22 protein-coding genes and 2 pseudogenes are annotated in these 25,524 nt (G+C 67.1%); 18 read left to right on the top strand and 6 right to left on the bottom strand.

Annotated features, from left to right (window positions below; genetic code table 11):
* The first annotated feature begins 181 nt into the window (after positions 1–181).
* From FJU11_RS14070 to hisG, 3 genes are all read left to right on the top strand, one after another.
* Positions 182–904 carry a dimethylsulfonioproprionate lyase family protein gene (locus FJU11_RS14070; protein WP_141167708.1) on the top strand — a complete coding sequence of 241 codons (723 nt, stop codon included), beginning with the start codon at positions 182–184 and terminating at the stop codon, positions 902–904.
* A gap of 220 nt (positions 905–1,124) precedes the next feature.
* On the top strand, positions 1,125–2,237 hold the full coding sequence (locus tag FJU11_RS14075; protein ID WP_141167709.1) for an ATP phosphoribosyltransferase regulatory subunit: 1,113 nt from the start codon (positions 1,125–1,127) through the stop codon (positions 2,235–2,237).
* Positions 2,234–2,935, top strand: a complete 702-nt coding sequence (gene hisG / locus FJU11_RS14080) for an ATP phosphoribosyltransferase (RefSeq protein WP_141167710.1) — start codon at positions 2,234–2,236, stop codon at positions 2,933–2,935. Before FJU11_RS14075 ends, hisG begins: the two co-directional genes overlap by 4 nt.
* A gap of 132 nt (positions 2,936–3,067) precedes the next feature.
* On the opposite strand, the gene FJU11_RS14085 is transcribed toward hisG, so the two are convergent.
* Positions 3,068–3,493: a DoxX family protein gene (locus FJU11_RS14085; RefSeq protein WP_141167711.1), complete on the bottom strand. Its 426-nt coding sequence runs from the start codon at positions 3,491–3,493 to the stop codon at positions 3,068–3,070.
* 147 nt (positions 3,494–3,640) lie between these two features.
* A complete protein-coding gene (gene fumC / locus FJU11_RS14090; RefSeq protein ID WP_141167712.1) occupies positions 3,641–5,032 on the bottom strand; it encodes a class II fumarate hydratase in 1,392 nt (463 codons plus the stop codon).
* 156 nt (positions 5,033–5,188) lie between these two features.
* On the opposite strand from fumC, the gene FJU11_RS14095 reads away from it, so the two are divergent.
* Positions 5,189–5,893 (top strand): glutathione binding-like protein, encoded by a 705-nt coding sequence (locus FJU11_RS14095; protein ID WP_141167713.1) that lies wholly within the window; start codon positions 5,189–5,191, stop codon positions 5,891–5,893.
* 126 nt (positions 5,894–6,019) lie between these two features.
* Here FJU11_RS14095 and groL read toward each other — a convergent pair whose 3' ends face one another.
* Positions 6,020–7,678 carry a chaperonin GroEL gene (gene groL, locus FJU11_RS14100; RefSeq protein ID WP_141167714.1) on the bottom strand — a complete coding sequence of 553 codons (1,659 nt, stop codon included), beginning with the start codon at positions 7,676–7,678 and terminating at the stop codon, positions 6,020–6,022.
* A 73-nt stretch (positions 7,679–7,751) separates the two neighbouring features.
* Positions 7,752–8,048: a co-chaperone GroES gene (gene groES / locus FJU11_RS14105; RefSeq protein WP_141167715.1), complete on the bottom strand. Its 297-nt coding sequence runs from the start codon at positions 8,046–8,048 to the stop codon at positions 7,752–7,754.
* A gap of 311 nt (positions 8,049–8,359) precedes the next feature.
* Here groES and FJU11_RS14110 point away from each other — a divergent pair, with 311 nt between their 5' ends.
* From FJU11_RS14110 to FJU11_RS14130, 6 genes and pseudogenes are all read left to right on the top strand, one after another.
* Positions 8,360–9,205: a TIGR01459 family HAD-type hydrolase gene (locus FJU11_RS14110; protein WP_141167757.1), complete on the top strand. Its 846-nt coding sequence runs from the start codon at positions 8,360–8,362 to the stop codon at positions 9,203–9,205.
* Positions 9,206–9,251: 46 nt separating this feature from the next.
* Positions 9,252–10,229 (top strand): bifunctional riboflavin kinase/FAD synthetase, encoded by a 978-nt coding sequence (locus tag FJU11_RS14115; protein ID WP_141167716.1) that lies wholly within the window; start codon positions 9,252–9,254, stop codon positions 10,227–10,229.
* Positions 10,230–10,487: 258 nt separating this feature from the next.
* Positions 10,488–12,002, top strand: a pseudogene (locus FJU11_RS18790) (class I tRNA ligase family protein); the annotation flags it as partial.
* 183 nt (positions 12,003–12,185) lie between these two features.
* Positions 12,186–13,694 (top strand): annotated as a pseudogene (locus FJU11_RS18795) (class I tRNA ligase family protein); the annotation flags it as partial.
* Positions 13,695–13,822: 128 nt separating this feature from the next.
* Complete coding sequence (locus FJU11_RS14125; RefSeq protein ID WP_141167718.1) at positions 13,823–14,440, top strand: hypothetical protein; 618 nt, start codon at positions 13,823–13,825, stop codon at positions 14,438–14,440.
* A 94-nt stretch (positions 14,441–14,534) separates the two neighbouring features.
* On the top strand, positions 14,535–15,086 hold the full coding sequence (locus tag FJU11_RS14130) for a hypothetical protein (protein ID WP_141167719.1): 552 nt from the start codon (positions 14,535–14,537) through the stop codon (positions 15,084–15,086).
* Between the two features lie 8 nt (positions 15,087–15,094).
* On the opposite strand, the gene FJU11_RS14135 is transcribed toward FJU11_RS14130, so the two are convergent.
* Positions 15,095–15,544 (bottom strand): nucleoside deaminase, encoded by a 450-nt coding sequence (locus tag FJU11_RS14135; RefSeq protein ID WP_235891037.1) that lies wholly within the window; start codon positions 15,542–15,544, stop codon positions 15,095–15,097.
* Positions 15,545–15,623: 79 nt separating this feature from the next.
* On the opposite strand from FJU11_RS14135, the gene FJU11_RS14140 reads away from it, so the two are divergent.
* Positions 15,624–17,378 carry a pseudouridine synthase gene (locus FJU11_RS14140; protein WP_141167720.1) on the top strand — a complete coding sequence of 585 codons (1,755 nt, stop codon included), beginning with the start codon at positions 15,624–15,626 and terminating at the stop codon, positions 17,376–17,378.
* Positions 17,359–17,916, top strand: coding sequence for a 16S rRNA (guanine(966)-N(2))-methyltransferase RsmD (gene rsmD / locus FJU11_RS14145; protein WP_141167721.1), 558 nt, complete (start codon positions 17,359–17,361; stop codon positions 17,914–17,916). Before FJU11_RS14140 ends, rsmD begins: the two co-directional genes overlap by 20 nt.
* Positions 17,917–17,965: 49 nt before the next feature.
* Here rsmD and FJU11_RS14150 read toward each other — a convergent pair whose 3' ends face one another.
* On the bottom strand, positions 17,966–19,783 hold the full coding sequence (locus tag FJU11_RS14150; RefSeq protein WP_141167722.1) for a monovalent cation:proton antiporter-2 (CPA2) family protein: 1,818 nt from the start codon (positions 19,781–19,783) through the stop codon (positions 17,966–17,968).
* Positions 19,784–19,899: 116 nt separating this feature from the next.
* On the opposite strand from FJU11_RS14150, the gene FJU11_RS14155 reads away from it, so the two are divergent.
* From FJU11_RS14155 to lpxK, 6 genes are all read left to right on the top strand, one after another.
* Positions 19,900–21,246, top strand: coding sequence for a TldD/PmbA family protein (locus FJU11_RS14155; protein WP_141167723.1), 1,347 nt, complete (start codon positions 19,900–19,902; stop codon positions 21,244–21,246).
* Entirely contained in the window at positions 21,233–22,051 is an 819-nt protein-coding gene (locus tag FJU11_RS14160) for a 3'(2'),5'-bisphosphate nucleotidase CysQ (RefSeq protein ID WP_235891038.1), read from the top strand. The genes FJU11_RS14155 and FJU11_RS14160 overlap by 14 nt, the downstream gene beginning before the upstream one ends.
* A 66-nt stretch (positions 22,052–22,117) precedes the next feature.
* Positions 22,118–22,369: a DUF4170 domain-containing protein gene (locus FJU11_RS14165; RefSeq protein WP_141167724.1), complete on the top strand. Its 252-nt coding sequence runs from the start codon at positions 22,118–22,120 to the stop codon at positions 22,367–22,369.
* A 4-nt stretch (positions 22,370–22,373) separates the two neighbouring features.
* Entirely contained in the window at positions 22,374–23,147 is a 774-nt protein-coding gene (locus tag FJU11_RS18635; protein WP_235891039.1) for a lysophospholipid acyltransferase family protein, read from the top strand.
* On the top strand, positions 23,144–24,484 hold the full coding sequence (gene waaA, locus FJU11_RS14175) for a lipid IV(A) 3-deoxy-D-manno-octulosonic acid transferase (RefSeq protein ID WP_268935219.1): 1,341 nt from the start codon (positions 23,144–23,146) through the stop codon (positions 24,482–24,484). The genes FJU11_RS18635 and waaA overlap by 4 nt, the downstream gene beginning before the upstream one ends.
* A gap of 5 nt (positions 24,485–24,489) precedes the next feature.
* Positions 24,490–25,518, top strand: coding sequence for a tetraacyldisaccharide 4'-kinase (gene lpxK, locus FJU11_RS14180; protein WP_141167727.1), 1,029 nt, complete (start codon positions 24,490–24,492; stop codon positions 25,516–25,518).
* Positions 25,519–25,524 lie beyond the last annotated feature (6 nt).

Raw genomic sequence — 25,524 nt, forward strand, 5'->3', positions numbered from 1 at the left:
TCGAAACGGGCCATTCAAAGCTCCTCCTCGAGGATCTTTGAATCACGATCCAGCCTCAAACGGAATCCCGTTTATGAGTACAGATCCTAGGGCCGGTTTTCCATCCGGCTCGTCCATCCCTTATCCGGGCGGTACGCGGCACGGCGAGACGCAAGGCCGGAAATCCCGTTCGGAGGCGCGCATGGACGAGAGGATCGATGCACAGGAAGCCGAGGCTGAAGCTTTACCGCTGCAGCATCTCAAGGAGGTGCCCGCCTGGCTTTATCTGCTCGGGGAGTTCGAAACGCTGTACCGATACGGGTCTGCAGGCGGCAGCGGCCTGATCCGCAGCCATCGCAAGCGCGTGCGCGACACGCTTTCGGCGATCGTGGCCGAAAACCCGCCGATCGTCGCACGCGAGGAGATGCGCAAGCCGGTCACGGCCTATCTTTCCCGCGCGCTCGACACCGGTGAGCGCGGCGCGATGCAGGGCATGTCGCAGGCGCTGCGCGAGGTACGCAACGATCTCACCTGGGAATACGGCTACGACCGCATGCCGAAGGCCTTGGCGCGCAAATACGCCTATTGCGAGGTGCTCGGTCCTTCCGGGCCCGTGCAGAGCGGCAAGCTGATCCTCGGCTTCGTGCTGTTCGCACCTGCCACGACCTATCCCCAGCACAGCCACCGCGGTATCGAGGAGAGCTATATCTCCGTCTCCGGCGCATGGTCGGAAAACGACGCCGCCGTTTATGCTCCGGGCTCGATGATCCTCAACAAGCCCGGCGACGAGCACCGGATAACCACCGGCGAGCGCGAACCCTGCCTGCTTGCCTACGCCTGGACCGGCAATGCGGAAAATCTCGCCGCCCCCGGCATGAAGCTGACACCGCCGCGCCGCCGGCGGACGGGGAATGCTGCGCCGTGAGCCGGCGGGGTTGCCGGCTGGTTCACGGCCGGCGACAACGCATCTTGCCCCAACGCTTGCGCGCCGACCCTTTCCCATCTCGCAGAGGATGGTGCTGACGTGCCGCCCGGGCCTCGGCCGCTTCCTTCATTGTCTCGCATTGCCGCCCGGGCTATAGCGGCACCCGGCCGTCGTCTCGGGCGGTTTACGCAAACTTTTGCCTTCGGAGCGCCGCCAGACCGTGCCGCTGATAGACCAGCCGCCCTTTGCAGACGAACTTCAGGCCGCCCTTGCCGCGCGGGGCGGCGAAGCCGTTTCCGTGCCGATGATCCAGCCGGCGGAGCCGTTCCTCGACACTGCCGGCGAGGACCTGCGCCGGCGCATCTTCATGACCGAGAGCGAGACCGGCGCGAGCCTTTGCCTGCGGCCGGAGTTCACCATTCCCGTCTGCCGCCGCCATATCGAGGCCGCCGCCGGCACGCCGCGGCGCTACGCCTATGGCGGTCCGGTCTTTCGCCAGCGCCGCGAGGGCCCGCGCGAGTTCTTCCAGGCGGGCATCGAGGATCTCGGCGACCCGGAAAGAGCGAAGGCGGATGCGCGCGTGATCGGCGATGCCGTCGCCGTGCTGGAAACGCTGCTCGGCGATGGGCTTTCGACGACGATCGGCGACCAGGCGGTCTTCGAGGCGGTCGTCGCCGCGCTCGGCCTGCCGCGCGGCTGGCAGAAGCGCCTCGTCCACGCCTTCGGCAATCCCGTCGCACTTGCCGCCATGCTCGAAAGCCTCGCCGATCCACAGCCGGCCGACGATCTCGCCGACGCGCGGGCGGCCGAACTCGTGGCGAGCGGCGAAGAGGCAGCGCTTGCCCGCCATGTCGGGGCGCGGATGGAGGAGACCGGTTATTCGCCCCATGCCGGCCGCACGCCGGAGGCGATCGCCCATCGGCTGATGGAAAAGACGGAGCTTGCCCGCACGCGGCTCGAACCCAGTGCGCTCGCCGTGCTGCAGGAGTTCCTTTCGTTCGACGTGCCGCTTGCCGGTGCGCCCTCGGAACTGGCGCGTTTCGCCGAGCGAACGGGTCTGGCGATCGGCGAAGCACTCAAGGACTTTTCGGCCCGCGTTGCAGCACTTGGGCATGCGCCGATTGCGGCTATGCACTACCGCGCAGCCTTCGGCCGGCCGCTCGACTATTATACCGGCCTCGTCTTCGAGGTGACGGACGAAGACGGCGCGGTGCTGGCCGGCGGCGGGCGCTACGACCGGTTGATGACGATGCTTGGGGCCGCCGAACCGATCCCCGCGGTCGGCTTCGCGCTGTGGCTCGACCGGATCGAGAGGGCGAGGGCGAAGCGATGAACGTGACCGTGGCGCTACCGTCGAAGGGCCGGATGAAGGAAGAGGCGCTCGCCATCTTCGAGCGTGCGGGCTTTCCGATCGCGCAAAGCGGGTCGGAGCGTTCCTATCGCGGCCGCGTCGAGGGGCGGGAAGACATCGAGATCGCCTTCCTTTCGGCCTCCGAGATCGCCCGCGAACTCGGCCGGGGCGGTGTCGATTTCGGCATCACGGGCGAAGACCTGATCCGCGAGGGGCTCGCCGACAGCGAAACCCGCGTGGCGATCGAAGCGCGGCTCGGCTTCGGCCGCGCGGACGTGGTGGTCGCGGTGCCGGACATCTGGCTCGACGTGACGACGATGGCCGACCTCGGCGACGTTGCGGCGGATTTCCGCGCCCGCACCGGCCGTCGGCTTGCCGTCGCCACGAAATACTGGCGGCTGACCCAGCAATTCCTGTCCGCCACGCACGGCATCCAGCTCTACCGTATCGTCGAAAGCCTTGGAGCCACCGAGGGCGCGCCGGCGGCCGGCCAGGCGGACATCATCGTCGACATCACCTCGACGGGTTCGACGCTGAAGGCCAATCACCTGCGCGTCCTGTCCGACGGCGTGGTACTGCGCTCCGAGGCGTGCCTGGTGCGCGCACGCTGCGATGGGCACGCGGAGGATGCGCGCGTCAAGGAGATCGCCGAGGCTGTCCGCGGCGCGGTTGCGCGCTGAGGTCTTCCTCCGGTGTTATCCTCTCATGAATCGGTAGATGGCCTCGCCACGCATACACCCTCCCCTCGATGGGGGAGGGTCGTCGCGCAAGCGGCGAATGGCTGATGGCCGCTTGCTTCGTGCCGGCGTCCCTTACGCCAGCGGATAGCTTCCGTTGCGCCCCGCGCCGAAGAAGCGGCCGACGGCGAAGCGGCCGGGGCCGAAGACGCCGAGGACGAGGAAGCCGCCGGCGATCGCCAGATCCTTCATGAACGCCTGCTGGTTCATCTGGACGAGCTGCGCCGTATCGCCGTGGCCGTAATGGCCGAGATAGCCGGCGGCTGCCGAAAAGACGGCGAGCGCGAAGGCTGCCGGGCGCGTCAGCACGCCGAGGAGCACGGCGAGCCCGCCGAGAAGTTCGAGCGCGATGACGAGCCAGATCGTGAGGGCAGGGGCCGGAATGCCGAGGCCCGCGAAATACTGCGTCACGCCGGAGACGGCGACGAGCTTGGAGAAGCCGGCGGGGATGAAGAGGACGGCAAGCAGAATGCGCCCGAGAAGCAGGATGGCGTTGTTCATGGTCGGGAACTCCGTTCGAATGGTCGGCGAGCCCTTCGCATGGAAACGCCCGCCCGGAAAAGCCGGACGGGCGTGGATGAAGCGTTCAACGTTCGGCGACAGTCGGCCGGCGGTGTTCAAAAATGGGCTGTCGCTACGCTGTCGGCGTCAGCGCGGCGAGATCATCTCTTCCGGCCGCACGATCCGGTCGTAGTCCTCCTCGGAAACCTTGCCGCTCTTTACTGCTTCCTCGCGCAGCGTGGTGCCGTTCTGATGGGCAGTCTTGGCGATCTTGGCGGCCGCGTCGTAGCCGATCGTCGGAGCCAGTGCGGTGACGAGCATCAACGAGCGCTCGGTCAACTGGCGGATGTTGTCCTCGTTCGCCGTGATGCCTTCGACGCAGTTGTCGGAGAAGGAGACCATGACGTCGGAAAGGAGCCGGATCGACTGCAGGACGTTGTAGGCGATCACCGGCTTGAAGACGTTGAGTTCGAACTGGCCCTGCGAGGCAGCCATGGCGACCGTCGTCTGGTTGCCGATCACCTGCGTTGCGACCATCGTCAGGGCTTCGGCCTGCGTCGGGTTCACCTTGCCGGGCATGATCGAGGAGCCCGGCTCGTTTTCCGGCAGCGAAAGCTCGCCGAGGCCGGAACGCGGACCGGAGCCGAGGAAGCGGATATCGTTGCCGATCTTGAAGAGGTCGGAGGCGAGTGCCGACAGCGCGCCGTGGAGGTTGGCGAGCGCGCCGTGCGAGGCGAGCGCCTCGAACTTGTTCTCCGCCGTGCGGAAGGGGAGCCCGGTGACCTTCGCGACTTCGCCGGCGAACGCCGTATCGAAGCCGATCGGGGCGTTGAGGCCGGTGCCGACCGCCGTCCCGCCCTGTGCCAGCGCGTAGACGTCCTCGACCGCGTGCTCGATGCGGCTGCGCCCGAGGGCAAGCGCCGCGGCGTAGCCGGAAAATTCCTGACCGAGGGTGAGCGGCGTCGCGTCCTGCGTATGCGTGCGGCCGATCTTGACGAGGTCCTTCCAGGCGGTCGCCTTGGCGTCGAGCGCCTTATGCAGATGGTCGATCGCCGGCATCAGCGCCTCCGCCACCTGAACGGCGGCAGCGATGTGCATGGCCGTCGGGAACGTGTCGTTCGACGACTGGCTCATATTGACGTGGTCGTTCGGGTGGACCGGCTTCTTCGAGCCCATCTCGCCGCCGAGGATCTCGATCGCGCGATTGGAGATCACCTCGTTGGCGTTCATGTTCGACTGCGTGCCGGAGCCCGTCTGCCAAACGACGAGCGGGAAATGATCGTCGAGCTTGCCGGAAACCACTTCGTCGGCGGCCTGCACGATCGCATCCGCGAGCTTTGCATCCAGCCTGCCGAGGTCGCGGTTGACGCTCGCGGCGGCCTTCTTGACGATGCCGAGCGCGTGGACGAGCGGGGCCGGCATCCGTTCCTCGCCGATCTTGAAGTTGCCGCGCGAGCGCTGGCTCTGCGCGCCCCAGTAGCGGTCGGCCGGAACCTCGATCGGTCCGAAGGTATCGGTTTCGGTGCGGGTCTCGCTCATCGTCGTCCTTTCAATGTGCCGGGTCAAAGGCGGTGCGCCAGCCCGTTCCTTCGATCGCCGTGGGAACCTTTCGGCCGCTGGATCGTGCCTTATGTCATCGCACGAAACGTCGCGCGGACCCGCGGACGTCCACCATTTCTCGAAAGGAGATTTCCCATGGCCGATCTCGGCGATTTTCCAATCACGAAACGCTGGCCGGCGTCAAATCCCGACGTCCTGCAGCTCTATTCCCTGCCGACGCCGAACGGTCAGAAGGTTTCTGTCATGCTGGAGGAGATCGGGCTCGCCTACGAGCCGCATCGCGTGTCGATCGCCGACGACGACCAGATGACGCCGGAATTCCTGTCGCTCAATCCGAACAACAAGATCCCCGCCATCATCGATCCGGACGGGCCGGGCGGCAAACCCTTCGGCCTCTTCGAGACCGGGGCGATCCTGCTCTATCTGGCCGAAAAGACCGGCAAATTGCTGCCTTCTGATCCTGCGCGCCGCATGGAGACCATCCAGTGGTTGATGTTCCAGATGGGCGGCATCGGACCGATGTTCGGGCAATTCGGCCATTTCTTCAAGATGGCCGCCGACAAGTGCAAGGATCCCTATCCGACCGAGCGCTACAAGGGCGAGACGCGCCGGCTTCTCGGCGTCATGGAACAGCGTCTCGACGGGCGCGAGTTCGTTATGGGCGATGACTACACGATCGCCGACATCGCGATCTTCCCGTGGGTGCGCGCGCTCGACACGGCCTATGGCGGTGCCGAGACGCTGGGATTGTCCGAGTTCACGAAGACGATGGACTGGCTGGAGCGCTGCGCCTCGCGACCGGCCTCGAAGAAGGGTCTCGATATCCCGGCGAAGGGATAAGCGCTCTTCGTCGCCGAAAGCGGAAGTCCGAAACGAAAAGGGCGCCGGCGGAGACCGCTGGCGCCCTTCGTCATTCGAAAGCAGTCTGGACGGGCCAGGCCGATTTCGGAAAGCCGGTAGGCTTTCCTACATCATGCCGCCCATGCCGCCCATTCCACCCATGCCGCCCATGCCGCCGCCAGCAGCAGCACCGGCGCCGTCGTCCTTCTGCGGAAGGTCGGCGATCATGGCTTCGGTGGTGACGAGCAGGCCTGCGACGGACGCCGCATCCTCGAGCGCGGTGCGCACGACCTTGACGGGATCGACGATGCCCATCTGGATCATGTCGCCGTACTCACCCGTGTAGGCGTTGTAGCCGAAGTTGTCGTCGTTCTTCTCGAGGATCTTGCCGACCACGATCGAGGCTTCCTCACCGGAGTTCTCGATGATCTGGCGGCAGGGACCCTGCAGTGCGCGGCGCACGATGTTGATGCCCGCGTCCTGGTCGGCGTTCTTGCCCTTGGTCGTGAGACCGTTGGAAGCGCGAAGCAGAGCCACGCCACCGCCGGGAACGATGCCTTCCTGCACGGCCGCGCGGGTCGCGTTGAGGGCGTCGTCGATGCGGTCCTTCTTTTCCTTCACCTCGATCTCGGTCGAGCCGCCGACGCGGATCACGGCAACACCGCCGGCGAGCTTCGCCAGGCGTTCCTGCAGCTTTTCCTTGTCGTAGTCGGAAGTGGTTTCTTCGATCTGGGCCTTGATCTGGTTCACGCGGCCGTCGATCTCTTCCTTCTTGCCGGCGCCGTCGACGATCGTCGTGTTCTCCTTGGTGATGGAGACCTTCTTCGCCTGGCCGAGCATGTCCACCGTGACGTTCTCGAGCTTGATGCCGACGTCCTCTGAGATGACCTGACCGCCGGTGAGGATCGCGATGTCCTCGAGCATGGCCTTGCGGCGATCGCCGAAGCCCGGTGCCTTGACGGCCGCGATCTTGAGACCGCCGCGCAGCTTGTTGACGACGAGCGTTGCGAGCGCCTCGCCCTCGACGTCCTCACCGATGATGAGAAGCGGCTTGTTCGACTGGACGACCGATTCGAGGATCGGCAGCATCGCCTGGAGGTTGGAGAGCTTCTTCTCGTGGAGAAGGATGTAGCAATCGTCGAGCTCGGCGACCATCTTCTCGGAGTTGGTCACGAAGTAGGGCGAAAGGTACCCGCGATCGAACTGCATGCCCTCGACCACTTCGAGCTCGGTCTCGGCGGTCTTGGCTTCCTCGACGGTGATGACACCCTCGTTGCCGACCTTCTGCATCGCCTCGGCAATGTCCTTGCCGACCTGCTCTTCGCCGTTGGCGGAGATGGTGCCGACCTGGGCGACTTCGTCGGAGGTCGAGATCTTCTTCGCGCGCTTGGCGAGCTCGGCGACGACGTCCTTGACGGCGCTGTCGATGCCGCGCTTCAGGTCCATCGGGTTCATGCCGGCGGCAACGGCCTTGTTGCCCTCGCGGATGATCGATGCGGCGAGAACCGTGGCGGTCGTCGTGCCGTCACCGGCGGTGTCGTTGGTCTTCGAGGCCACTTCGCGCACCATCTGGGCGCCCATGTTCTCGAACTTGTCCTCGAGCTCGATCTCCTTGGCGACCGAAACACCGTCCTTGGTGATGCGCGGCGCGCCGAAGGACTTGTCGATGACGACGTTGCGGCCCTTGGGGCCGAGCGTGACCTTGACCGCGTCGGCGAGGACGTCGACGCCGTGAAGCATCTTCTCGCGCGCGGAGCGGCCGAACTTGAGTTCCTTAGCAGCCATTCTCGATTGACTCCCGGGCCTTCGTCAGGCCCTTATCTCTCGTGGGTTTTTACGGACTGTCTGGTCGGCTGGATCAGCCGACGACGCCCATGATGTCGGATTCCTTCATGATGAGGAGATCCTCATCGCCGAGCTTGACCTCGGTGCCGGACCACTTGCCGAAGATCACGCGGTCGCCTTCCTTGACGTCCAGCGGAACGACCTTGCCGGTCTCGTCACGTGCGCCCGAACCGACGGCGACGATCTCGCCTTCCTGGGGCTTTTCCTTGGCGGTGTCGGGAATGATGATCCCGCCCTTGGTCTTTTCCTCGGATTCGACCCGGCGAACCACGACGCGGTCGTGAAGCGGGCGAAAATTCGTGCTTGCCATTGTCTTTACCCTTGATCGAATGACACGGGCGCCGCCTTGTCCGGCTGACGCTGAAGAAGCTGGCACTCATTGTCGTCGAGTGCTAACGGCGGCGAGATAAGGACTGTTCCGGAGCGAGTCAAGGTGAGGGACGCGTGATTTGCACTGCGCAGCCGGGGGAACGCCGGCCGGACGGTGGTGGTTCGGGCCGTGGTTTCGCAGCCCTTGCCGACCGTGCGACCCGGCCCTTGCCAACCGTGCGACGATAGGCGATGCGTCGCGCCGAAACGCCAGACCGGGCGCCGAGATCCAGCGAAGGACGAACCATGCCGATGCCGAAGCGCCTGCACCGCCTGAGCGAGGCGAGCGCGAACTACGACGTGATCCTGAGCGACGTGTGGGGCGTGGTCCACAACGGCGTCCGCGCCTACGGACCCGCCTGCGAAGCGCTTGCCGAAACAAGGCGCGCGGGAACGACCGTCGTGCTCATCACCAATTCGCCGAGGCGGGTGGAGCCGGTGCACGCACAGCTTCGCCAGATCGGCGTTCCCGACGAAGCCTTCGACCGGCTCGTGACCTCCGGCGACGTGACGCGCCATCTGATCGCCGAGGGGCCGCACAAGCTCTTCTTCATCGGCGCCGAACGCGACCATCACCTCTTCGAAGGGCTCGACGTTTCCCTCGTGGGAGAGGACGAGGCGGAAGGCGTGCTGTGCACCGGACCGTTCGACGACGAGAACGAGGGCGCCGAGGACTATCGCGCCATGCTGACCCGCTTCCGCGAGCGCGACCTTCCCTTCATCTGCGCCAATCCGGATCTGGTCGTCGAGCGCGGCGAGAGACTGGTGACGTGCGCCGGCGCGCTCACCAAGCTCTACGGCGAACTCGGCGGTCGCACGCTGATCGCCGGCAAGCCGTATCGGCCGATCTACGAGGAGGCGATGGCGACAGCGCGCGACGTGCGCGACGCCGTCGATCCCGCCGGCGTGCTCGCCATCGGCGACGGGCTGGCGACGGACGTGAAGGGGGCGCAGGATTTCGGCCTCGACGTGCTCTTCGTCGCCGCCGGCATCCATGCCCGCGAATATGGCGGCAACGACATTGATGCCGATCGCCTGTCGGCCTACCTCGATGCCGAGGGGGCCGCACCCCGTTACTGGATGCCGCGCCTCGTCTGATCGCGCCCGTTGGTCGCCTGAAAGGTAAACGCTGCTGGGAGACGTCATGCCATTCGAGCGGATCGTGCTGCCCGCGCCCGTGCCGCGAAGCCTCGCCGGCGCGGTCGTCGCGATCGGCAATTTCGACGGCGTTCATCGCGGCCATCGAAGCGTGCTCGAGGCGACGCTTGCGATGGCGCGCGAGCACGACCGGCCGGCCTGCGTTCTCACCTTCGAGCCGCACCCGCGCAGCTTCTTCCGGCCGGGCTCTCCCGTCTTCCGCCTGACGCCGCCGCTGATGCGCGCGCGCCTGCTCGAAGCCGAGGGGTTTTCCGCCGTCGTCGAGCAGCCCTTCACCGGAGACTTCGCGGCGTTATCGCCGGAAGCCTTCGTGGAAGGCGTGCTCGTCGAAACGCTGGGCGCCGCCCAGGTCGTCACCGGCTTCGACTTCCATTTCGGCAAGGGCCGCGCCGGCGGGCCGGCGTTCCTGATGGAGGCGGGCGAACGCATGGGGTTCGGCGTGACGCTGGTCGACGCCTATCGCGACGAGAACGCCGAGATCGTCTCGTCGAGCCGAATCCGCGCCATGCTCGCGGAAGGCGACGTCGCCGAAGCGGCAGGGCTCCTCGGCTACCGTTTCACGGTCGCGGCCGAGGTGGAGAAGGGCAAGCAGCTTGGTCGCACGCTCGGCTATCCGACCGCCAACATGGTCATGCCCGAGGCTTTCGGGCTTTCGCCCGGCATCTACGCCGTGCGCCTGCGACGCGCCGACGGCACGCTGCACGACGGCGTCGCGAGCTTCGGCTACCGCCCGACGGTGGACGAGGACGGCGCACCCCTTCTCGAGACCTACGTATTCGACTTCAAGGGCGATCTCTATGGCGAGACCTGCGCGGTTTCCTTCTTCGCGAGGTTGCGCGGGGAAGAGAAGTTCGACGGCCTCGAAACGCTGAAGGCGGCGATGCGAAACGACGAGGCCGAAGCGCGCGCAGCACTTTCCGGCGTGGGCCCGCTTTCCGCCCTCGACGCCAGGATCGCCTTTTGAGGCGGAAGCGACCTCGCCTCGCCACTGCCTTTTCAGGCGCGCCAAAAGGCTTTAAGGAACGCGACCGAGATGACGAATTACCGGCCGACGATCGATCCGCGAATTACCGGCCCGGCCCTTCGCACCGTCTGACGGTGGGCAGGAAGGGTCGGGAGCCTTGTCGCACGCGCCCGTGCGCGCCTTCGCGATCGTCGTTTCATCACGGCCCGGACGGCTCGACCCCGCACCCGGCCATCACCGAAAAGTCCGCTTGATCCCATGACCGAACCGACCGACACGGCCGAAACCATCGACTATTCCAAGACGCTCTTCCTGCCGAAGACCGACTTCCCCATGCGCGCCGGCCTGCCGAAGAAGGAGCCGGAACTCGTCGCTCGATGGCAGGAGATGGGGCTTTACGGGAAGCTGCGCGCGGACGCAGCCGGCCGACCGAAATACGTGCTGCACGACGGTCCGCCCTACGCCAACGGCAACATCCATATCGGCCATGCGCTGAACAAGATCCTGAAGGACGTCATCACGCGCTCCTTCCAGATGCGTGGGCGCGACTCGAACTACGTGCCCGGCTGGGACTGCCACGGCCTGCCGATCGAGTGGAAGATCGAGGAGCAGTACCGCGCCAAGGGCCTCGACAAGGACGCCGTGCCGATCAACGAGTTCCGCCAGGAATGCCGCGACTTCGCGACCCACTGGATCGGCGTGCAGACGGCGGAATTCCTACGCCTCGGCATCGAGGGCGACTTCGACCATCCCTATACGACGATGAACTTCCACGCCGAGGCACGCATCGCCGGCGAACTGATGAAGTTCGCCATGTCCGACCAGCTCTATCGCGGCTCGAAGCCCGTCATGTGGTCGGTCGTAGAACGCACGGCGCTCGCCGAGGCGGAGGTCGAGTACCACGACTACGAGAGCGACACGATCTGGGTGAAGTTTCCGGTTACGGCACCTGACGAGCTGGTAGATGCCGCCGTCGTCATCTGGACGACGACGCCCTGGACGATCCCCGGCAACCGCGCGATCTCGTTTTCGCCGCGCATCGCCTACGGCCTCTACGAGGTGACGGGCGCGGAGAACGATTTCGGCCCGCAGGCCGGTGAGACACTGATCTTCGCCGATGCGCTTGCGGAGGAATCGTTAGCCAAGGCGAAGCTTACCTTCGAACGGCTGCGCGACGTGAGCGCGGACGAACTCGCGACGATGGTCTGCGCCCATCCGCTGAAGGGATGGCGCCCCTCATCCGACCCTTCGGGCCACCTTCTCCCCGGCGGGGAGAAGGACGGGCATACGAGCCTCTCGCCCAGTGGAGGAGAGGGTGGCTCGCGTAGCGAGACGGGTGAGGGGGCGGTGCCTTACGGCTACCCCGTGCCGCTTCTGCCTGGCGACCACGTCACCGACGATGCCGGCACGGGCTTCGTCCACACGGCGCCGAGCCACGGGCGCGAGGATTTCGACGTCTGGATCGACAACGCACACGAACTCGAAGCGCGCGGTATCCCTTCCGCGATCCCGTTCCCCGTCGACGACGCCGGCTACTATACCAAGGACGCGCCGGGCTTCGGTCCCGATGCGGCCGAAGGGCCGGCTCGGGTGCTGGACGACAAGGGCAAGAAGGGCGACGCCAACAAGCGCGTGATCGCCGCACTCATCGAAGCGAACATGCTCTTCGCGCGCGGGCGTCTGAAGCACACCTATCCGCATTCCTGGCGCTCCAAGAAGCCGGTCATCTTCCGCAATACGCCGCAGTGGTTCGTGTTCATGGACAAGGATCTGAAGGGGTATGGGCTTGGCGAAAACCCCTCATCTGACCCTTCGGACCACCTTCTCCCCGGTGGGGAGAAGGACGGGCAGGGTGCTGGCCCCGCGGCCTCCTCGCCCCAACGGGGAGAGGGTGGCTCGCGTAGCGAGACGGGTGAGGGGGCAAACCTCTCCTCCGGCGCGATCGCCGGCGAAGACACCCTGCGCAACCGCGCGCTCAATGCCATCGACGCCACGCGCTTCGTTCCGGCGGCCGGCCAGAACCGCATTCGCGGCATGATCGCCGACCGGCCGGACTGGGTGCTCTCGCGCCAGCGTGCGTGGGGCGTGCCGATCGCGATCTTCGCCGACGAGGACGGGAACGTCCTGAAGGACGAGGCGGTAAACGCCCGGATCCTCGAAGCCTTCGAGGCGGAAGGCGCCGACGCGTGGTTCGACGAGGGCGCGAAGGAGCGCTTCCTCGGGTCCGACCATGACCCCGCGAAATGGCGCAAGGTCACCGACATTCTCGACGTCTGGTTCGATTCGGGCTCTACGCACACCTTCACGCTCGAGGACCGCCCGGATCTCAAATGGCCTGCGGACGTCTATCTCGAGGGCTCCGACCAGCACCGCGGCTGGTTCCATTCCTCGCTTCTCGAAGGCTGCGGCACGCGCGGCCGCGCGCCCTACGACACGGTCGTCACCCATGGGTTCACCATGGACGAGAAGGGCGAGAAGATGTCGAAGTCGAAGGGCAATACCGTTACGCCGCAAGAGGTCATGGCAGAGTCCGGTGCCGACATCCTGCGGCTGTGGGTGATGACGAGCGAGTTCGGCGAGGACCAGCGCCTCGGCAAGGCGATCATCAAGACCAACATCGATTCCTACCGCAAGCTCAGGAACACGGTGCGCTGGATGCTCGGCACGCTCGCCCATGACGAGGGCGAGACGGTGCCGTCCGCCGAAATGCCGGAACTCGAACGCTTCATGCTGCATCGGCTCGTCGAACTCGACGAACTGGTGCGCAAGGGCTACGACGATTTCGACTTCAAGCGCATCGCCCGCACGCTGACCGATTTCGCTAATATCGAGCTGTCGGCGTTCTATTTCGACGTGCGCAAGGACACGCTTTATTGCGATCCGCCGTCGAGCGAGCGCCGTAAGGCCTCCCTGCAGGTCGTGCGGACCATCTTCGACTGCCTTGTGACGTGGCTTGCGCCGATGCTGCCCTTTTCCATGGAAGAGGCATGGCTTTCGCGCGATCCGGACGCCGTTTCCGTGCATCTGGAACAGTTCCGCGACGTGCCGGGCGAATGGCGCGACGACGCGCTGGCGGCGAAATGGCGCAAGATCCGCACCGTGCGGCGCGTCGTCACCGGTGCCCTGGAAGTCGAGCGGCGTGAAAAGCGCATCGGCGCTTCGCTCGAGGCCTCGCCGATCGTCCACATCGCCGATCCGGAACTGCGGGCTGCGCTCGAAGGTCGCGACTTCGCGGAAATCTGCATCACCTCGGGCATCGAGATCGTCGAGGGCGAAGGGCCTGCGGACGCGTTCCGGCTCGAGGACGTCGGTGCCGTCTCCGTCGTTCCTCAACTCGCAACGGGGCGCAAATGCGCGCGATCCTGGCGCATTACCGACGATGTCGGCAGCGATCCGCGCTTTCCGGACGTCTCGGCGCGTGACGCCAGGGCGCTGCACGAACTGGAAGCGCTCGGCCGGCTTTGACGCAAAAGGCCGGTATCGTTTGCGATGCCGGCCACCATTCTGTAAGAGAAGACGCCAAGAAAACGCCCGAATCGTCGCGCACGAGCCGTCTTTCGTGAGGTCGGAATCGGGACCGGGGGAAGGTGACGGTGAAACCAGCACGCACGAAAGCAGCGAACGCGGCCGCCCTGATCGTGATCGCCGGAGCGCTCGCCGGATGTCTTGGCGATCCGACCTATGGAACAGGCAGGACCCAGAGCGCCCACCTGATCGACGATCTCGGCAACGTCGCGACGCTTCCTTCGCAGAAGATCGCCAAGGAAGACTACGAGCCGCGCGCCGGTCTCGTACAGCCGCCGAAGGGGCAGGCGACGACGCTGCCGCGCCCGCAGGAGGATATTGCTTCGAAGGACGATCCGAACTGGCCGCGCTCGCCGGAGGATGTCCGCGCGCAGATGCAGGCGGAGGTGGCTGCCGAAAGCGACACCAAGCACCTGAAGCTCGGCCAGACGCAGCGCACCTACGGCCAGGCACCCTCGAACGTCGACCGCACGGCGCAGACGCGCCAGTTCCGTCAGGCGGTCGCCCTCGAGCAGGGTGCCTATACCCAACGGCGTACGCTCACCGATCCGCCGGACGATCTCCGCCGGCCGGCCGCGAGCGCGCCCACGAACCAGCTCGGCGAATCCGAACTGAAGAAGGATCGCGAGCGCAAGGCTGCCGCCGAGCGGGCGAAGAAGGGCGGCTCCAGCTGGTGGCCGTTCTAGTGATCCCGCAGCCACGCGGCCTTTGCCGCATGCCGGCGCCGCCCGGTAGCCGCCTTTCGCGGTGGCGCATGAACGGTAACCGCGCGGAAGCCTGATGCCGGCCCTCGACGAGGAAAAGCTCAAGGAACACATTCGCGCGTTCGACCGGCGCATACGGCAGCGAAATGCCGTCGCGCTCGGCGCCTGCGCCGCACTCGTCCTCGTCTTCCTGCTGCGCGCGGCCGGCGTGCTTCCCGGTCTTTCCGCCATGGATGCGGCGGCGGTCGTCACGCGGATCGGCGACGGGCTCCTGGCACTCGCGGCCGCCTTCGTCGCCTGGCAGATCCGCCGCCTTGCCGAGCCGGTATCGAGCACGATGAAGGAGGCGGGGCTCCTGTCCTTCCATCTCGATCAGCTCCACCGCCAGTCGCTGGCGCTGAAGTCGTCCTTCCTGTGGTTCGCGACGCCCTTCCTGCCCGGCCTCGTGCTCGTCTTCGGCGGCCAGATGCTGGCACCCGGCACGAACCCGCTTTTCACCCTCGTCGGCGCCGCGGTCGCGCTCGGCGTGCTCTATGCGATGGTGGTGATGAACGTGCGTGCGGCGCGATCCTTCGATGCCGAACGCCGTTGGCTCGAGGAAATGGAACGCCAGTCGCTGTCGCGTTAGTGCATCCATCAGCGCCGAAGCGCGAAGAAGTGCCTGAGCAGGTCCGAGGATTCCCGTTCGCCGATCCCGCCATAGATTTCCGGCGCGTGATGACAGGTCGGGGCGGAATAAAACCGTACGCCGTTGACGACCGCGCCGCCCTTTTCGTCCTCCGCCGCGAAATAAAGACGTCGCAGGCGAGCGAAGGAGATGGCGGCCGCGCACATGGCGCAGGGTTCCAGCGTAACGTAGAGGTCCGCATCGATCAGGCGTTCGCTGCCGATCGACATGCAGGCTTCGCGGATCGCGACGATCTCGGCATGGCCCGTCGCGTCGTGATCGAGGCGCGTCCGGTTGCCGGCGCGCGCGAGCACGGTGCCCGCGCGAACGACGACGGCGCCGACGGGAACCTCGCCGCGATCGGCCGCGCCACGCGCCTCTTCGAGCGCGAGATCCATGAAGCTGCGTTCGCGTGGCATTCCCGTTTCCCGTTCTTTCTCTCTTAACCCGTCACTCGCGACCTGATAGGACGTCCGGCCAAAGGCAGGCAAATCGAACATGACGAAGAACGACGATTCCGGCCGCGGCAAACCGGCAAGCCGGGGGCGCGGCGGCGCTCCGGGGCGCCCGGGCGCCGGCGGCAAGCCACGCGGAAAACCATTCGCTTCCCGTCCGGCGGGCGGCAAGCCGCGTGCCGTGAAGCCCGCCGGCGAAGAGCGTGCGCAGCGCGGCGGCAAGGCCCATGCGCGCCCGCCGCGCAAGGACGGCGCGTCTGCGCGGAAACCCCGCGAGAGCGTGCCGGAGACGGTGGAGGCCGACGGGACACCCGTTCGGATCGCCAAGATGATGGCACGCGCCGGTGTGGCCTCGCGCCGCGATGCCGAGCGCATGATCGGCGAGGGTCGTGTCGCCGTCAACGGCGCGACGCTCGACAGCCCCGCGGTGACCGTCACGCGTTCTGACACCGTGACGCTGGACGGGGAAGCGATCGCGGCGGCCGAGCGCACCCGGCTCTGGCTCTACCACAAGCCGGCAGGCCTCGTGAGCACGAACAGCGATCCCGAAGGCCGGCCGACGGTCTTCGACCGGTTGCCGGCCGACCTGCCGCGCGTCCTCAGCGTCGGGCGCCTCGACATCGCCACGGAAGGGCTGCTGCTTCTGACGAACGACGGCGGGCTCGCCCGCGTGCTCGAACTGCCGAGCACGGGCTGGCTCCGGCGCTACCGCGTGCGCGCGCATGGCGATATCGACCAGCCGGCGCTCGACGCTTTGAAGGAAGGCATCGTCGTCAACGGCGTCATCTACGGCGCGATCGAGGCGGTGCTGGAGCGCAGGCAGGGCTCGAATGTCTGGCTTTCCATGGGCCTGCGCGAAGGCAAGAACCGCGAAATCAAGAACGTGCTCGGCGCGCTCGGCCTTGCCGTCAACCGCTTGATCCGCATCTCCTACGGCCCCTTCCAGCTCGCCGACCTCGCCCAGGGCGAGGCGCGCGAGATCCGCGGGCGGATGCTGCGCGACCAGCTCGGCCCGCGGCTGATCCGCGAGGCCGGGGCCGATTTCGACGCGCCGGTGCACGAACGCGAAGCCGACGGCCGGCTCGTCGAGCCGCAGAAGCCGTCGCGCCGCGCATCCGACGATGCCGGCAAGGCGGAACGTTCGGCACCGCCCGCACGGCGATCCGCGCGCGAAGACCGCGACGATCGCCGCGAAAAGGCGCGCGACCGCCTCGATACGCGTCCCGCGCGCGAGGAAAAGGGGCCGCCGAAGCGCAAGCTCGGCAATCGCAACCGCGCGTCCAATGTCTGGATGGCCCCCGGCGCGAGGCCCGTCGCCCCGAAGAAGGCGGCTGCTGCGGCGCAGGAAGAGGGTGCCATCGGCACGGGCAAGCGTTCTCCAGCGGCGGGACGGACGGGGAAGGCAGCACACGGCGCGGCGAAGCCGGAGCGTCCTTTCAAGGCCACGGGAAACCGGGACCGTAAACCAACGGCATCGACCGCGAAGCCTTCGCATCGGAGCCGCCCCGACGACGATCGTCGCCCGACGCATGCGGCGCCCGGCAAGGGGAAGGAAGCGCCGGAAGGTGCACGCGGCGAACGTCGCGCAGGCAGGGACGAAGCGACCGGAAAGGCCCCTTCGCATCGCCGCGACGGGGCAAAAGGTGCCGATCGCAAGGGGCCGGCGACCGGTCCGAACGGCAAGTCCGGCCGTCTGAAGGCTGCTGCGAGCAGAGGGGAACGCAAGCCGGAGAATGCTGCGGCGAAGCGGGACAAGCCGAAGGGCCGGGGCGGACGCGATGCGGATCGTCGGCGGTGAGTTTCGCGGCCGCGCGATCGCCGCGCCGCGCAGCCGCGACATCCGCCCGACGACCGACCGCACCCGCGAGAGCCTCTTTAACATCCTTTCCCATGCCTATGCGGAATCGATCGACGGAACCCGCATGCTGGAACTCTTCGCGGGAACCGGCGCGGTCGGCTTCGAGGCGCTTTCGCGCGGCGTTGCGAACGTGCTGTTCGTCGAGACGAGCGTCGAGGGGCGGGGGCTTCTCCGCTCGTCGATCGAGGCGTTCGGCCTGACCGGCCGCGCGCGCATCTTTCGTCGCGATGCGACCACGCTCGGCCCGGTCGGCACGATCGCCCCGTTCGATTTCGTCTTTGCCGATCCGCCCTATGCGACGGGTGCCGGCGAGGCAGCGCTCGACGCAGCGGCGAAGGGCGGATGGCTCGTCCCGGGCGCGCTCGCGGTTCTCGAAGAACGCGCCGATATCGAGCCGCACGTGCCCGAGGCGCTGACGCTGCTCGAAGCGCGCGCGTTCGGCGAAACGCGCATGCACTTCTATCGCTTCACGGGTTAAAGCCTTCCGTATAAACCTGAAAGGCTCTGGGCCCGAACGCATTCGCTGTTCATTCGATCTCGGCCGGCGTTCGGCGTGTTTCGCCGTCCTCCTCCGCCTTGCGCGGCTTCGTCAGCGGTTGCGGCGTGAGCGGTTTTGCCGGCGTGGCAGGGCGATTGAAGATCATGCCGCGTCCGGCGTTGATCCCTTCGCTCGCCTGGAGGATCAGCCGTTCCTCGTCGCGTCGGCGGATATCATCGCCGATCGCTTCGGCCGTGGCGCCGTCGAGGCCCAGTTCTTCGAGCGTGCGGCGGCCGAACAGAAGGCCTGATTCGAACGTCTCGCGCAGTTCGTAGGCAACGCGGCGTTCGCGAAGCGCCAGCGTATGGACCCGGTCGTAGGAGCGCGCGAAGATGCGGGCGGAGGGATACTCCGTCTGCACGAGGTCGACGATGCGATCGGTGATTTCCTTCTTCTGGGTGCAGATCGCGACGACGCGGGCCCGGCCGATACCGGCCGCCTCGAGCACGTCCTTGCGCGTGCCGTCGCCGAAATAGATGCGAAAGCCGAAGCGCATCGCCTGGCGCACGCGATCGGCCGAATGGTCGATCACCGTCACGCTGGACCCGCCGGCAAGCAGGATCTGACAGGCGATCTGTCCGAAGCGCGAGAAGCCGATCATCAAGACGTCGGAACCCGCACCGTCGAAATCCTCGTCGAGGCGTTCGCCTTCCTCTTCCTTGAGCAGGCGCTCGGCGAGCGCGGCCGTCAGCGGCGTCAGCGCCATGGTGAGGGTCACGATCGCGATCAGCAGCGAGGCCGTCGCCATGGGAAAGATGCCGGCGCTCGCCGCCGAGGTGAAGAGGACGAAACCGAATTCGCCGCCCTGCGGCAGAAGGCCGGCGATGCGCACCGCATCGTTGTGGCCGGCGCCGAAGAGGCGGCACACGCCATAGATCGTCAGCGCCTTCACGGCCATAACTACGGGTACGGCGGCCACCAGCAGCATCCAGTTGCGGGCGATCACGGTCAGGTCGAGCGAGAGGCCGACGCCCATGAAGAAGAGGCCGAGAAGGATGCCGCGGAACGGCTCGATGTCGGCTTCAAGTTCGTGGCGATAGGCCGATTCGGCGAGCATGACCCCGGCAAGGAAGGCGCCCATCGCCATCGATAGCCCTGCGAGCTGCATCAGGCTCGCAGCCCCGAGCACCACGAGCAGGGCGGCGGCGATCATCGCTTCGCGCGCACCGGTTCGCGCGATGATCGAAAACAGGGGATTGAGCAGGTAGCGCCCTGCGAGCACCAGCGCCACGACCGCCGCGACGGCGATGGCGAAGGCCGTCATCGGGCTCGTCGATGCCGGTTCGAACGGCGCGAGAAGCGGGATCACCGCCAGCAGCGGCACGATGGCAAGGTCCTGCAGCAGAAGGATCGAAAAGGCGATCCGCCCGTGCGGGGCGTTGGCTTCGTTGGCATCCTGCAGAAGCTGCAGCGCGAAGGCCGTCGACGACAGCGCGAGGCCGAAGCCGACGACGATGGCCGCGCGCGTGCCGGAACCGGCAAGCACGGCGCAGCCGGCAAGTGCCACGCCGCCGAGTAGCACCTGCGCGGTGCCGAGACCGAAGATCGCCCGTCGCATCTGCCACAGCCGGGAGGGCTTGAGCTCCAGGCCAATGACGAAGAGCAGGAAGACGACGCCGAGCTCGGCGAATTCGAGGATCTCGCGCCCGTGGCCGATAATGCGCAGCACCGGGCCGATGACGATGCCGGCGGCCAGATAGCCGAGCACGGTCGCAAGCCCCAGCCGCTTGAAGAGCGGCGCGGCGATGACGGCGCCGGTCAGCAGCAGAAGCGCTTCGGCATAAAGGTTCGGCGAGCCCGATGTCATTGCTTCCCCGTCTCCGAACGGCGGGACGCTTGGTCGCGTTCGCCGATTACCGGGCCTTTCGCCTTGATGGCAACGCGCCTGAACAATAGATGTGAGCGCAACGAAAGGCTACCGTCATGACCGAAGCCATCAATACCGACATGCTCTCGAAGCGTGCCGAGGAAGTCGTCGATCTCGCATTGAAGGCCGGCGCCGACCAGGCTGACGCGGTCGTCATGCGCGGGCGCTCGCGCGGCGTCTCCGTGCGGCTCGGCAAGGTGGAGGAGACCGAATCTTCCGAAGGCGACGATTTCTCGCTGCGCGTCTTCGTCGGCAGCCGGGTGGCGAGCGTATCGGCCAATATCGGCTTCGACGCCGCCTCGCTTGCCGAGCGCGCGGTCGCCATGGCGAAGGTTTCGCCGGAAGACCCCTTCGCCACCCTTGCCGATCGCGAGAAGCTCGCGACGTCGCTGCCGGACCTCGATCTCTTCGACCCGAGCGAGATCGACGCCGATCGCCTTACGGAGGCCGCGCTTGCCGCGGAGCAGGCGGCTCTCGACGTGAAGGGCGTGACGAACTCCACCGGCGCCTCGGCCTCGGCCGGAATGGGCGGCATGGTGCTCGTCACCTCGCACGGCTTTTCCGGCACCTACATGGCAACGCGTTTCTCCCGCTCGGCGAGCGTCATCGCCGGCGAGGGCACGAAGATGGAGCGCGACTACGATTTCGACAGTCGCGTCTATTTCGACGATCTCGATTCGCCCGAAGCGATCGGCCGGTCGGCCGGCGAACGCACGGTGCGCCGGCTGAACCCGCGTCAGGCGGAGACCGGATCGAACCTGACCGTCGTGCTCGATCCGCGCGTAGCGCGCGGTTTCGTCGGCCATCTCGCAGGCGCCATCAACGGCCAGGCCGTCGTGCGCAAGACGAGTTTCCTGCGCGACCGGATGGGCGAACGGGTCCTCTCGCCGGGCCTGAACGTGGTGGACGATCCGCTGGTCAGGCGTGGCTCCGCCTCGCGACCCTTCGACGGCGAGGGTGTCGCCGGGGAACGCCTTGCCATGGTCGAGGACGGCGTCCTCAAGCACTGGTTCCTGTCGACAGGCGTCGCCCGCGAGCTCGGCCACGAGACGAACGGGCGCGCGAGGCGCGGCGGGTCCAGCGTCTCGCCGGGCTCGACCAACCTTTCGCTCGAACCGGGCGATAAGACGCCGGAAACGCTGATCCGCGAAATCGGAACCGGCTTCTACGTGACCGAAGTCATCGGTCAGGGCGTCGACATGGTCAGCGGCGAATACAGCCGCGGCGCATCCGGGTTCTGGATCGAGAACGGCGAACTCTCCTATCCGGTCTCGGAGGTGACGATCGCCTCCAACCTGAAGGAGATGTTCTGCCGGGTGACGCCCGCTGACGACATCGACCGGAAATTCTCGGTGGCCTCGCCGACGCTCGCCATCGAGGGCATGACGCTTGCCGGACGCTGAGCACCTGTCTCCCGATTTCGATCTCGACGCCGACCTCGCCCTGCTGCGCGCGACGGCCGAAGAGGCCGGCGAGATCGCGCTCGCCTATTTTCGCCAGGATCCGCACGTCTGGTACAAGAACGGCGACCGCTCGCCCGTCAGCGAGGCGGACATGGCCGTCGATCGTCTGGTGCGCGAGCGCCTGTCCGCCGCCCGTCCGGACTATGGATGGCTTTCCGAGGAAAGCGGAAGGCCGGCAGAACGGCGCGGTCGCGAAACGCTTTTCGTCGTCGACCCGATCGACGGCACGCGCGGCTTTCTTTCCGGCGAGACGGCTTGGTGCGTCAGCCTCGCCGTCGTCCACGCGGGGCGCCCGGTTGCCGGCGTGCTCGTCGTGCCGGCGCGCGACGAAGTCTTCGCAGCCCACACGCGGACGCCGGCGACGCTGAACGACGTCGCGATCTCGGTCGGCGCGGGTAAGGACGACGTGCTTTCGATCGCCTCGCCTCGCCGCCTCGTGGACCGCCTTCCCGACGCCTTGAAGGACGTGGTGACGACCGTCGGCTTCATTCCCTCGCTCGCCTATCGCATCGCCATGGTCGCCGATGGCCGCCTCGACGGCACGCTGGTGCGCGAGAAGGCGAACGACTGGGACATCGCCGCGGCAGCCGTCATCCTCGAACGGGCGGGCGGGGCTCTCGTGGAAGCCGACGGTACGCCCGTGCGTTGTGGTGGCGACCCATCCGCGCACGGCATTCTGCTCGCAGGCGGGCCGCGCGTCCTGCCGCGTCTGGTGGAAGGCATGGGCGGCGCGCCACGCCATTGACCTTTGCCGGCGATTGCAGCAAACCGCGGCCAATTCTCAATCGTCTTACGCAATGGAGTCGACGGCATGGCCGAAGGACAGTCCAAGAAGCAATTGCTGCATCTCGTTTTCGGCGGGCATCTCGACGATCCGGACGAGGTGCATTTCGACAATCTCGCCGAGCTCGATATCGTTGGTATGTACCCGGACTACGCCTCCGCCCTTGCCGCCTGGAAGGACAAGGCGCAGAAAACCGTGGACGATGCGCAGATGCGCTATTTCATCGTCCATCTCCACCGGCTTTTCGACCCGGAGACCGGCGAAAAGCGCATGGGCTGAACCGGTGAGCGAGCGCCGGCCGGCCGCCCGGAGCGCCGAGCCCGCGGCCCCGAAGCACCGGCGCGGGCCGCTGCGCCGGTTCTTCAAGGCGCTCCTGCGGTCGGATGCCTTCCAGACCGTCGCCGCACGACTGCTCCATACGGCGATGGTGGCGACCTATCGCACCAATCGCCCGGTTGCCGGCTCGGTCGACATGCTGGCCCATATCGAGGGGCACAAGCCCGTCATCATCGCGCTGTGGCACGGCCAGCAGATGCTGGTGCAGTTCACGCGCCCACTGGGCGAACCGGTGGCGGGCCTCGTCTCGAAAAGCGCGGACGCGGAAATCAACGCGCGCGTCCTGGAACTGTCCGGCAACGAGGTCGTGCGCGGTTCCGGCGGGCGCGAGCGCACCCAGGCGGCACGCAAGGGCGGCATCCGCGCGTTGATCGCCCTGCGTGAAGCGCTGAAACGCGGACGCCACGTGGTGATGATCGCCGATATCTCGAAGGGAAGTCCGCGTCAGGCGGGGGAGGGCATCGTGCGCCTGGCGAAGATTTCCGGCCGGCCGATCGTTCCTCTCGCGCTGGCGACGAGCCGCCATCATGTGGTCGCACGGGCATGGGATCGCATGACGATCAACCTGCCGTTCGGCCATCGGTGCCTGCGGCTCGGCGAACCGATCTACGTGCCGGCGGACGCCGACGAGGCCGCGCTTGCCGGATTTCGAAAGAAAGTGACGGACGACCTGAACCGCGTGACAGAGGAAGCCTACAGCCGGGTCGGGAGAACGCCGTGAGGATCGGCTGGACGCGCCTTGCGCTCGGTGGCTACCGCCTTCTCGGGCGGGTGGCGACACCGCTTGCCCTCGTCCATCTCGCCCGGCGCGCACGGCTCGGCAAGGAGGAGCGCAGCCGGCGCGGCGAACGCTTCGGCAGGGCCGGCGTTGCCCGCCCCGACGGTCCGCTCGTGTGGTTTCATGCGGCAAGCGTGGGAGAGACGAACGCGGTCGCACCGCTCGTCGAGGCGGTCCACCGTCGCGGGATCGCGGTACTCCTGACGACGGGCACCGTGACCTCGGCCCAAATCGCGGCGGAACGCCTTTCGGGCCGAGCAATCCACCAATACGTGCCGCTCGATCTCGCGCCGGCCGTCACCCGGTTTCTCGGTCACTGGCAGCCCGACCTCGCCGTCTTCGTCGAGTCGGAAATCTGGCCGACGACGATCCGCGAACTCGGCGCGCGCAAGACGCCGCATATCCTCGTCAACGGCCGCCTTTCCGACCGTTCCTTCGCAAGCTGGCACAGGCGGCACGCGCTCGCCGAAGCGCTTTTCGGCACCTTCGCCCACGTCGCCGCCCAGTCCGAGCTCGATGCGGAGCGCTTCGAAAGGCTCGGCGCACCGAGCGTGAGCGTCACCGGCAACATCAAGATCGACGGCGCCGCGCCGCCCTGCGACACGGAAAAGCTCGACGCGCTGCGCAAGGCGATCGGCGAGCGTGCGACATGGGCGGCAATCTCCACCTTCGAGGGCGAGGAGGAAATCGCCGCCGGCGTCCACGCATCGGTGAAGGAAAAGCGCGCGGATATGCTGACGATCGTCGTGCCGCGCCATCCCGAGCGCGGCGATGCGATCGCACGCATGCTCGGGGCGCGCGGGCTTTCGGTCGTCCGCCATTCGCGCGGGGAAAGGCCGAAGCCCGAGACCGACATCCTGCTCGGCGACACCATCGGCGAGATGGGCCTTTACCTGCGACTGACCGGGATCGCCTTCGTCGGCCGGTCGATCGCGGAAAAGGGCGGCCAGAACCCGATCGAGCCGGCAGTGCTCGGCTGTGCGGTGCTGACGGGACGCAATGTGCAGAACTTCCGCGAAACCTACCGCGCGCTCGTCGAGGCGGGCGGGGCGAAGATCGTGCGCGACGAAGCGATGCTCGCCGAAGGCGTCGCCTATCTTCTCGCAAACCCTGCCGAACGCACGGCGATGGCCCGTGCCGGCCGGGTGTCCGTCGATACCATGCGCGGCGCGTTGCAGCGCACGCTCTCCGTGCTCGAACCGCATCTCGCGCCGCTGGCGGTCAAGGCGCGGCTCGCCCCGGCGCAAGCCGACGACGATGCCGTCGAAGCGCGGGGTTAGGCGCCGTGGCGCGTACCCCGCCACCGTTCTGGTGGCGCGAAGGAAGCTGGCAGGCGGGAGCGCTCGCCCCCTTCGGCGGGCTCGTGGGCGCGATCGCCGCGCGGCGCATGGATCATGCTCCCCGCGTTCCAGCCGGTGCGCCGGTGCTATGCGTCGGCAATTTCACGGTCGGTGGTGCCGGCAAGACGCCGACTGCGCTCGCTCTCGCCGGCCGTGCCCGTGAACGCGGCCTTGCACCGGGCTTCCTGTCTCGCGGCTATGCACGCGCGAGCGACGGAACGCTCGTCGTCGATCCGGCGGTGCATACCGCAGCGGACGTCGGAGACGAACCGCTGCTTCTCGCTCGCGACGCACCGACCGTCGTCGCGACGGACCGTGTCGAAGGCGCACGAAAGCTTCTCGGCGAGGGTGTCGACTTCATCGTCATGGACGACGGTTTCCAGAGCGCGCGGCTCGGCTTCGATGCCGGCATTCTCGTCGTCGATGCGACGCGGGGTCTCGGCAACGGCAGGGTGCTGCCCGCCGGCCCCCTTCGCGCGCCACTCGAACGCCAGCTCGTTCACGCCGACGCCCTGATCCTCGTCGGCGAAGGGAATGCCGCGGACGGCATCGCCGCGCGCGCGAAAGCGAGCGGCCGCGCCGTTCACCGTGCGCATCTCGTTCCACGCGACGACGGATCGCTCGCCGGGTGCCGCGTACTCGCCTTCGCCGCGATCGGCGATCCGGAAAAGTTCTTCCGCACGGTGGTTTCGCTCGGCGCGGATCTCTGCGCGCGCCACGGACTGCGCGATCATCAGGCGATCGACGAGAGAAAGGCCGCCGACCTTCTCGCCGAGGCCGAGCGCCTTGGCGCCATGCCCGTCACCACGGCAAAGGACGCCGTGCGCCTCGCGGGAGCCAAGGGAGCTGCCGGCGAACTCCTGCGTGCCGCTCGCGTCGTCGAGGTCGATATGGTCTTCGATCGCGCGGATGCCGCGGACGCGATGATCGACACGGCGCTTGCCGCCTTCGCCGCGCGCGAAGGACCCGCATAGCGCCGG

It is taken from the genome of Pararhizobium mangrovi (genome assembly GCF_006516965.1).
Lineage (GTDB): Bacteria > Pseudomonadota > Alphaproteobacteria > Rhizobiales > Rhizobiaceae > Pararhizobium_B > Pararhizobium_B mangrovi.